The organism is Nostoc sp. DedQUE09 (genome assembly GCF_034530915.1).
Classification (GTDB): Bacteria; Cyanobacteriota; Cyanobacteriia; order Cyanobacteriales; family Nostocaceae; genus Nostoc.
The window spans coordinates 60,927-70,025 of sequence record NZ_JAVRCE010000039.1 but is presented as its reverse complement, the minus strand read 5'-3'; the positions used below and the strand labels follow the sequence as shown (position 1 = coordinate 70,025).

Here is a 9,099-nt window from a genome sequence, read left to right as displayed (position 1 = left end):
CTGAGTGCTGAGTGCTGAGTGCTGAGTGCTGAGTGCTGAGTGCTGAGTTAGGAGTGCTGAGTGCTGAGTTAGGAGTTTTGTTTATCTCCTTGTCCCCTCATCTCCCTCATCTCCCACTTTGCTGAATTTTGCGTTACTCTAATTGCAGCAACAGCACCAAAGATGTGGAATGTCCCAAGTTTTGGAACAATCGATTCAAATTAATGCTACAGCTACGGTGGTGGAGCGCTGTATTAGCGATTTAGCTCTCATGCACCGTTGGCTCAACCCCGTTCTCCGTTGCGAACCTGTGGGCGAAGCTTGGAGTACCGATGTCGGCAGTAAAAGTCGTTTTATTATTCAAATTCCTCTACTGAAACCCACCCTGAATAGCGTAGTTGTAGAACGACAACCGGGTTTAGTAGTTTGGGAATTTAAGGGATTTTTTCAAGGGCGCGATCGCTGGGAATGTCAACCCACGAAAAAGGGAACGCTTTTACTCAATCGCTTTGAGTACGATATCCCTAACCCCTTAGTTAGTTGGGGCTTCAACACTTTTGCTGCATCGTGGACAAAAGAAGATATGCAAGCCCAACTGCGCCGCCTCAAACGAGTCGCAGAAGAACAACAATAATTGGGCATTGGGCATTGGCACAAGAAATAGAGGAGCAGAGGGGCAGAAGGGCAGAGGCGAAAAACTTACTGCAACTTCTCCTCTGCTCCCCTGCTCCTCTGCTCCCCTGCTCCCCTGCCTCTTCCCCTACTTGTCTTTACCCAATTCGGTCAGTAGCCGCCGAATCACAGATGCATCCTCGGCATTAGGAACTTTTGCTAAATAGTTTTGTAAGTCGTCTACGGCTTGGGGGTAGTAACCGAGTTGATAGTAGAGCAAGCCGCGATCGCGCAATTCTAAAGTTAAACCAGGAAACAGCAACAAAATTCGTTCAACAGCTGCCAGCGTTTTTTCTAACTCTTGCTGTTTAAGGTAAATAAATTTTAAATTTGTCAACATCCGGGCCAAAAATTGCCGATTACTGACTACAGCTAAAAATTCTGGTTGTAGCGTCACAGGTTGCTGATAAAGTTGAGACAGGCGGTCTTCACAATCTTGGGCAAATATTATTTCACCGCCATTAAAAGCATCCACAAAAATCTCTATATCGGGAATATCTGGACGGATCAAGAAATGTCCTGGCATTCCTATACCCACCATCGGAAAATCAATCCGTCGAGCAACTTCCAGGTAAACCAGCGCTAAGGTAATGGGAATCCCCAATCGGCGATCGATTACATCATTGAAAAAGCTGTTGCGCGGGTCGTAATAGTCAATTTTATTACCAGAAAATTTTAAATCTTCGTAGAGATACTGATTAATACTTTGAACTATCCGCAAAGGATAGCGTGAATCAGGCAGACGTTCTTGAAGCTCCCATGCCATTGTATCAAGGGCGTTGAGATATTCCTCTGGGTCTAGCTTGGGATATTCTTCTTGTGCAATGTACAAAGCTGCCTTTGCTAGATCAATTTGCTCGTCAGACTGCTGAATCTCTTGGTAAAAATATTGTCGTGCTGACGATAAATTCATAAGCTATTGCTCGGTGGAGGTATGAGGATGAAGCCGCAGGTACACCTAACTCAGGCATGACGGCTTGGCTAAAAGCTGTTTTTTATATCTATCTTCATCTTATGGATATTCAGAAATTTTGGAAATGTAGTTTACATATATCTATTACTAACTAACTTTTAGCAAATGCTGTGTTGGTGATGTCTTCGATGGGCTGTACTCACGCAAAGTACATAACGTAATACAAAACATTATTTCAAGGCCAAAGTTTAGATATCAAATATCTAGCTTTTTGCTTGCAAGTAAAAGTATCTAAGTCATTTGGAATAGTATTTTTTGATACAAAGTATGAATATTAGGGCGATCGCATCTGAAAAAATGAGATTAAGATCAACTTGAGCATATTCTGTCAATCTGGTCAGGATGAGGGCCACAACCACAGCCGCCAAACTCCTTTTTAAGGAATTACTAAGAGAGTTATGTCCCCGTCCGATGCTAGAGTGAAAGGTGACATTGCTTATTCTTATGTCTTCTCCGACCTTATCTGAAATCTAGCTTCACTCATTAGGCGCAGCATGGTAACAACCGCAGAAAAAACAAACATTGGTTACATTACCCAAATCATTGGCCCAGTTGTAGACGTTAAATTTCCCGGCGGGAAATTGCCACAAATCTACAACGCTTTGAAAATCGTTGGCACCAACGAAGCTGGACAGGAAATCAACATCACCGTTGAAGTACAGCAACTGCTGGGCGACAATCAGGTGCGCACTGTTGCGATGAGTTCTACCGAAGGCTTAGTCCGCGGTTTTGAAGTCACTGATACAGGCGCTCCCATCAACGTACCAGTTGGTAAAGCCACTTTGGGTAGGATTTTCAACGTCCTTGGCGAACCTGTGGATAACAAGGGCCCTGTAAATGCTGAGGCAAGTTTACCCATCCACCGCTCTGCTCCCAAATTCACTGACCTGGAAACAAAGCCTTCCGTGTTTGAGACTGGGATTAAAGTTGTTGACCTTCTGACTCCCTATCGACGCGGCGGTAAGATTGGTCTATTCGGCGGTGCTGGTGTTGGTAAGACCGTGATCATGATGGAGTTGATCAACAACATCGCTACTCAGCATGGTGGAGTATCCGTTTTTGCTGGCGTGGGTGAACGCACCCGTGAAGGCAATGACCTCTACAATGAAATGATTGAATCTGGGGTTATCAACAAAGACAACCTCAACGAATCAAAAATTGCTCTAGTTTACGGTCAAATGAACGAGCCACCCGGAGCTAGAATGCGGGTTGGTCTTTCAGGATTGACAGTAGCAGAATACTTCCGCGATGTGAACAAGCAGGATGTGCTGTTGTTTATTGACAACATTTTCCGGTTTGTACAAGCAGGTTCGGAAGTATCGGCGTTACTCGGTCGGATGCCTTCAGCGGTGGGATATCAGCCCACATTGGGAACCGACGTAGGTGAACTGCAAGAGCGGATTACCTCGACTACCGAGGGTTCGATTACCTCCATTCAAGCAGTGTACGTACCAGCGGATGACCTCACCGACCCCGCACCTGCTACCACCTTCGCCCACTTAGACGGTACAACAGTACTATCTCGTGGTTTGGCTGCTAAGGGAATTTATCCCGCAGTTGACCCCCTTGGTTCGACTTCCACCATGCTTCAGCCCAATATTGTTGGTGACGAACACTACAATACGGCGCGGGCGGTGCAATCAACTCTGCAACGTTATAAAGAACTCCAAGACATTATCGCCATTCTCGGTCTAGATGAATTGTCTGAAGAAGACCGTCTCATCGTAGCGCGGGCCCGGAAAGTTGAGCGTTTCTTGTCTCAGCCGTTCTTTGTGGCAGAAGTATTCACCGGTTCTCCTGGTAAGTACGTGAAGTTGGAAGACACCATTAAAGGGTTCCAAAAGATTCTGTCTGGTGAGTTAGATGCTCTACCAGAACAGGCTTTCTACTTGGTTGGCGATATTAACGAAGCGATCGCCAAAGCTGAAAAAATTAAAGGTTAGTCATTAGTCATTGGTCATTAGTCATTAGTGCGATCGCTAATGACTAATGGCTAATAGCAAAGACAACAGACAAAGGACAAAAGACAAATGACATTAACCGTTCGTGTAATTTCCCCAGATAAAACAGTATGGGATGCCCCAGCTGAAGAAGTTGTTTTGCCTAGCACTACTGGTCAACTAGGTATCTTAACTGGACACGCACCACTTTTGACTGCTCTAGATACTGGTGTCATGCGAGTTCGTGGTGCTAAAAATCAGAATTGGGAAGCGATCGCCCTTTTGGGTGGCTTTGCCGAAGTCGAAGAAAATGAAGTGACAATTCTGGTTAACGGCGCAGAACGTGGCGACAAAATTAACCTTGATGAAGCCCGTACTGCTTACAACCAAGCAGAAGCGCGTCTAAGTCAAGTTTCCGCAGACGATCGCCAAGCCCAAATTCAGGCAACCCAAGCCTTCAAACGCGCCCGCGCTCGGTTTCAAGCTGCTGGCGGTTCGGTCTAATTTAACTTTATATTTCCACTTTGTAGGTTGGGCAATTTCCAACCTACAAAATATTTATTAAAAAGAACTCAGGAGTCAGGAGTTAGGAGTCAGAATTTAACGTGAATTCTGTACGGATGCTAAAACTCCTTTAAGGACAGAGCTTTCTGAATTCTGACTCCTTATTTATTTAAAAAAATTACGCCAAGTTTAAGAAATCGAGGCAAGCTTTGGTGGAGTGTTAAATTAGCTAATTAGTTGCCCAGATGGGCACAAATTATGAAAAGCTTTTCATCTTTGCTTGGTACTCGTAAACAAAATAAAGTAGCTCGTTTAGCAGCATCTATCGTAGCAACCTTAGCAATTGCTGGTAGTGTTCACTCCGCCAATGCTACTTTTGTCAAAACAACTACTGCAAAAGAAATTACTTCAGCGACTGTCCAGCTAAATCAGACCACACCAAATATTGCTCAGTTACAAACTAGCAGGACTCAATATCAAGCTGCTGGAATTAATCCTGTTGTAGTGGTTCCCATCCTACTCGTCGGCGGTTTAGTTATATTTGTCCCCCTATTCTTTGGGGGACTAGTAGTTATTGGCGAACGGGAAGTTGGCGTTGTAGTTAGAAAATTTACCCTTTCCGGGCGCGGACTCCCTGCCGGCAGTTTGATTGCCCTCAACGGCGAAGCTGGTTTGCAGGCAGATACTTTAGCTCCTGGTTGGCATTGGGGCTATTGGCCTTGGCAGTATTCTGTAAAGAAAGAATCGGTAATTGTCGTTCCCCAAGGGGAAATTGCTTTGATTGTGGCAGCAGATGGTCAACCCAACCCACCAGAGCGAATTTTAGGTAAAATCGTGGGTTGTGACAACTTCCAAGACGCTCGAAAATTCCTCATCGAAGGTGGCGAAAAAGGGCGGCAAATGGGTTTTCTTACGGCTGGTACATACCGGATCAACACTGCCCTATTTAAAGTCATCATGGCATCAAATGCCAGCGCTCATGGCATGACTCCAGAACAGTTGCGAGTGTACAGTCTGGCATCTGATAAAGTTGGCATCGTTACTACCTTAGATGGTTTACCAATTTCTGCTGGTGAACTTGCAGGCCCGATAATTGAGGGACACGACAACTTCCAAAATGGTCAGAAATTTATTAATGGGGGTGGGCGGCGAGGTTTACAAGAACAGATATTACTTTCGGGTTCTTGGAACTTGAACCCTTGGTTTGTCCAGGTTGAACAAGTGCCGATGACGGAAATTCCCATTGGGTATGTGGGTGTGGTGATTTCTTTCGTGGGTAAGGCACATCAAGATGTCAGTGGCGCAGCTTTCACCCACGGTAATTTGGTGAATCCTGGACATAAGGGCGTGTGGGTCGAACCGCTGTATCCTGGCAAACATCCGATTAATTCTCGGATCATGAAGATGGAACTGGTGCCAACGACCAACATTGTCTTAAATTGGTCAGATCGCACCGAACGCCACAGCTATGATGCTCAACTGGCTTCCTTGACAGTGCGATCGCGTGATGGGTTTGCCTTTGATTTGGAAGTAGCACAAATTATCCATGTGGGTGCTTTAGATGCTCCAAAGGTAATTTCTCGCGTTGGTGCAATGCAAAATCTGGTAGACCATGTATTAGAACCAACTATCGGTAATTATTTCCGCAACTCAGCCCAAGACTATACTGTACTAGACTTTCTCACCGCTCGCAGCGAACGACAATCTGAGGCTGCTGAATATATTAAAACAGCATTGCGGGCTTATGACGTACAAGCGATCGACACCCTGATTGGTGATATTCAGCCACCAGCGTCGTTAATGCAGACACAGACAGACCGGAAAATTGCCGAAGAAGAACGTAAGACTTATGAAGTTCAGCAGATGGCGCAAACCCAACGGCAGCAGCTTGTCCGGGAAACAGCACTGGCTGATATTCAGCAAGAAATGGTGAAGTCGGAGCAGAGTGTACATATTGCTGACTTGAAAGCCCAAGCCCAAATTAAGCAGGCGACTGGTGAAGCCGAGGGGACAAAACTTCGGTCAATTGCTGAGGCTGAAGGTATTCGGGCCACAGGTAACGCCAAAGCTGAAACCTACCGCGCTGGTGTGGAAGCCTTGGGTTCACAAGGTTATACAGCAATGCAACTAATGCAGATTATCGGCGATCGCAATGTCCGCTTAATACCAGATGTCTTAGTTGGCAGTAATGGCAGCAATAACGGTTTAGTGGATGGGCTACTATCCATGATTTTATGGAATCAAACTGGTAAGGGTGAATTAACAGCAACACCTTTGCATCCACAACCAGTTGTTACCAAAACACAACCAACTCCAGAAAATGGTCATCCACCTATAGTTGTGAATTTTCCTGTAGATAAGTAACATTAGCAACATCTGGTAGGGGCGTAGATATGTGCGCCCCCAATACGGTTTGGATAAGCAGGGGAGGAAACAGTTGCAACGAGCCACGTTCAGCCTCCTCTGGCAAACTAAAATTCAATCGTTTTACCTTCTAATTGTCCGTCGTGCAAGATAGATTCGCTCTACATCAGAACGAGCAGCGATCGTTTGGATTAACAAAGGGGTAACTTCTGCCACCACAATTGGTGTATAAAGAGATTGATAAATGACCCGTTGATTACTTTCCTTAAGTTGGTTTACAAGAGGTTGCTGAATTAGCTGATAGTGAGATTTAAGAGTATTTAAGTGATTTCGATGCTGACTCTGGTTCGATCCTCGATAAGGCTGAACTGTTTCTCCTTTTAGATGAAAAATGACCTTGATAGGGCTATTACTGCCTTGAGCAATGCGATTAGCTAATTCGGTTTCCAATTTGCCAACGAAGCCCTTATTATTGATTGCTTGAATAGCCTCCTCTAACGCTTCCTGACTAATTTGATTGCCAGCAGGATCAAGGGATACACCATAGATATTGCCTTGGGTATCTATTAGCTTAAACCGCGTGATTCCAGTATCAGCTAGAGTTGCTTTGTTAACTACACTGAGGCTGTTAGCCGAGATTCCTGTAGTCTTAGAAACCTCTAACTTAGCTTTTTCAGCTAAATTGTTTAATGTCTGTCCTAAGAGCGGAAGGCTAAAGGCTACTGTAGGCACAAATGAGATAACAGCAGATAAGCAAACGGTTAAACCTAAGAATTTCTGCATCTTGATTTTATACTTGCTCGTAAGCATTTCCGAGTTATAAGTAACTAAAAACAGCTATATTTTATTGTGGATGCTATGTAGGCAAAGAAATTTTGCTTTTAGAAGAACGTTATCGTTTACTCAAGCAGATTGGTAAAGGTGGATTCTGTAAAACCTTCCTCGCAATAGACGAAGGTCAGTTTCCGCCAGTTCCTTGCGTCGTTCAAGAATTATCGCTGGAATACGAAATATCTCAAAATTTTCCGCAAATGGCGCAAAAGCTAGAAGAATTAGGAAAGCATCCGCAAATCCCCGCTTTTTTGGCTTATTTTCAGCAGAACAGGCATTTTTATTTAGTGCAAGAGTTTATTGCAGGCACTAATTTAGCTCAGGTGGTTGAAGAAGAAGGTGCTTTTAATGAAACTCAAATTTGGCAACTGTTAGAAGATGTGTTGCCAGTTTTGCAGTTGATTAGCGATCGCCACATTATTCACCGCGATATTAAACCCCAAAATATCATCCGTAGATCCCCAATTACTAAAAAGGGGAATTTCGTTATAGTCGATTTTACCACTGCGAAAATTGTCACAGAAATTGATCGGTTAACATTTGAAACCAGTATTGGCAGTCCAGAATACGCTGCACCAGAACAAACGAAGGGAAAAGCCGTTTTTGCTAGTGATTTATATAGCTTGGGTATAACTTGTATTTACTTACTTACCCAGATTCCTCCCTTTGATTTATATGATATTGCAAATGATTGCTGGGTTTGGCAACAATATCTTACTACTAAGGTTAGCGATGTCTGGCGACAAGACTCAAAGAGTTTACGCTTGGCGCAAATCCTCGACAAGCTGCTGCAAAACGTTGTTAACCGCCGCTTTCAATCGGCTGATGAAGTTATGCAAGCAATGGGTATGGAATGTAAAACTCAAAATTTTAAATTACCAAATCCTCCTTGGCGATGCTTGCATACCTTAACTGGGCATTCTGGGACATTAAGTAGTGTGAATGCTCTTGCCATTAGTCCTGACGGTTACACTTTAGCCAGTGCTAGTGATGACAAAAACATTAAATTGTGGGATTTAAATACTAAAAAAGTCCTAGCTAGCTTGTCAGGACATTCTCAAGCTGTAAAATCAGTTAGCTTCAGTCCTGACGGGAAAATTCTGGCAACTGCTAGCAATGATAAAACTATCAAATTGTGGCAGGTTGAAACATTAGAGGAAATCTGCACCATCTTGGGACACGCACAGGCTGTAAAATCAGTTGCTTTCAGTCCAGATGGGCAGATTCTCGCTAGTGGTAGCTGGGATAAGACAATCAAACTCTGGGATGTCAATACAGGCAAAGAAATTTGCACCCTAGCTGGACACCAATTAAAGGTAAATTCAGTCGCATTTAGTCCCCAAGGACAGCTTTTAGCCAGCGCTAGTTATGACAGAACAATTCGCTTGTGGCAGATAGAAGGTTCCCAGAGAGAAATTCAAAACCGCCCATGCTATAGCTTGTTAAGCACCCTTTCGGGTCATGCGTGGGCGGTTTTGACAGTCGCTTTTAGTCCTGATGGTCAAATTTTGGCGACGGGTAGTGATGATAACACTATTAAATTGTGGGAGGTAAACACTGGTCAGCTAATTTGCACACTTGTAGGCCATTCTTGGTCTGTGGTGGCTGTGGCTTTTACCGCCGATGGCGAAACACTCCTAAGTGCAAGTTGCGACAAAACAGTTAAACTTTGGAGGGTAAGCACAGCAGAAGAGATTGTTACTCTCTCTGGTCATGTAGACTCAGTATCTGCTGTTGCTTTGAGCAAAGTTACACAATTAATTGCAAGCGGCAGCCGGGACAAGACTATCAAACTGTGGCAGCTTGTAGAACATGACAATAGCTAATTTTGTTGTA

The 9,099-nt window shown here is 44.2% G+C and carries 7 protein-coding genes; 5 read left to right on the top strand and 2 right to left on the bottom strand.

The genetic code is table 11. The annotated features are described in order from the left end of the window. Positions 1-169 precede the first annotated feature (169 nt). Positions 170-613: an SRPBCC family protein gene (locus tag RMY27_RS22580; protein WP_322666976.1), complete on the top strand. Its 444-nt coding sequence runs from the start codon at positions 170-172 to the stop codon at positions 611-613. A 126-nt stretch (positions 614-739) separates the two neighbouring features. Here the strand turns inward: RMY27_RS22580 and RMY27_RS22575 are convergent, their stop codons facing one another. Beyond that, positions 740-1,564 carry a SirB1 family protein gene (locus RMY27_RS22575; RefSeq protein WP_322666974.1) on the bottom strand — a complete coding sequence of 275 codons (825 nt, stop codon included), beginning with the start codon at positions 1,562-1,564 and terminating at the stop codon, positions 740-742. Between the two features lie 554 nt (positions 1,565-2,118). On the opposite strand from RMY27_RS22575, the gene atpD reads away from it, so the two are divergent. The 3 genes from atpD (at position 2,119) to RMY27_RS22560 (ending at position 6,432) form a co-directional block, all read left to right on the top strand. Then, positions 2,119-3,567 carry a F0F1 ATP synthase subunit beta gene (gene atpD, locus RMY27_RS22570; protein WP_322636279.1) on the top strand — a complete coding sequence of 483 codons (1,449 nt, stop codon included), beginning with the start codon at positions 2,119-2,121 and terminating at the stop codon, positions 3,565-3,567. 87 nt (positions 3,568-3,654) lie between these two features. Further along, positions 3,655-4,068 carry an ATP synthase F1 subunit epsilon gene (gene atpC / locus RMY27_RS22565; protein ID WP_292715968.1) on the top strand — a complete coding sequence of 138 codons (414 nt, stop codon included), beginning with the start codon at positions 3,655-3,657 and terminating at the stop codon, positions 4,066-4,068. A gap of 258 nt (positions 4,069-4,326) precedes the next feature. After that, a complete protein-coding gene (locus RMY27_RS22560; RefSeq protein WP_322666972.1) occupies positions 4,327-6,432 on the top strand; it encodes a flotillin family protein in 2,106 nt (701 codons plus the stop codon). Positions 6,433-6,555: 123 nt separating this feature from the next. Here the strand turns inward: RMY27_RS22560 and RMY27_RS22555 are convergent, their stop codons facing one another. Beyond that, on the bottom strand, positions 6,556-7,215 hold the full coding sequence (locus RMY27_RS22555; RefSeq protein WP_322666970.1) for a hypothetical protein: 660 nt from the start codon (positions 7,213-7,215) through the stop codon (positions 6,556-6,558). A gap of 92 nt (positions 7,216-7,307) precedes the next feature. Between RMY27_RS22555 and RMY27_RS22550 the strand changes: the two genes are divergently transcribed. Then, a complete protein-coding gene (locus RMY27_RS22550) occupies positions 7,308-9,089 on the top strand; it encodes a serine/threonine-protein kinase (protein ID WP_322666968.1) in 1,782 nt (593 codons plus the stop codon). The last annotated feature ends 10 nt before the right edge of the window (positions 9,090-9,099 follow it).

What these genes read in the sequence shown, in the direction of transcription:
- RMY27_RS22560 (WP_322666972.1), top strand. Translation starts at nt 4,327, where the DNA reads ATGAAAAGCTTTTCATCTTTGCTTGGTACTCGTAAACAAAATAAAGTA.
- RMY27_RS22555 (WP_322666970.1), bottom strand. Translation starts at nt 7,215, where the DNA reads ATGCAGAAATTCTTAGGTTTAACCGTTTGCTTATCTGCTGTTATCTCA.
- RMY27_RS22575 (WP_322666974.1), bottom strand. Translation starts at nt 1,564, where the DNA reads ATGAATTTATCGTCAGCACGACAATATTTTTACCAAGAGATTCAGCAG.
- atpC (WP_292715968.1), top strand. Translation starts at nt 3,655, where the DNA reads ATGACATTAACCGTTCGTGTAATTTCCCCAGATAAAACAGTATGGGAT.
- atpD (WP_322636279.1), top strand. Translation starts at nt 2,119, where the DNA reads ATGGTAACAACCGCAGAAAAAACAAACATTGGTTACATTACCCAAATC.
- RMY27_RS22580 (WP_322666976.1), top strand. Translation starts at nt 170, where the DNA reads ATGTCCCAAGTTTTGGAACAATCGATTCAAATTAATGCTACAGCTACG.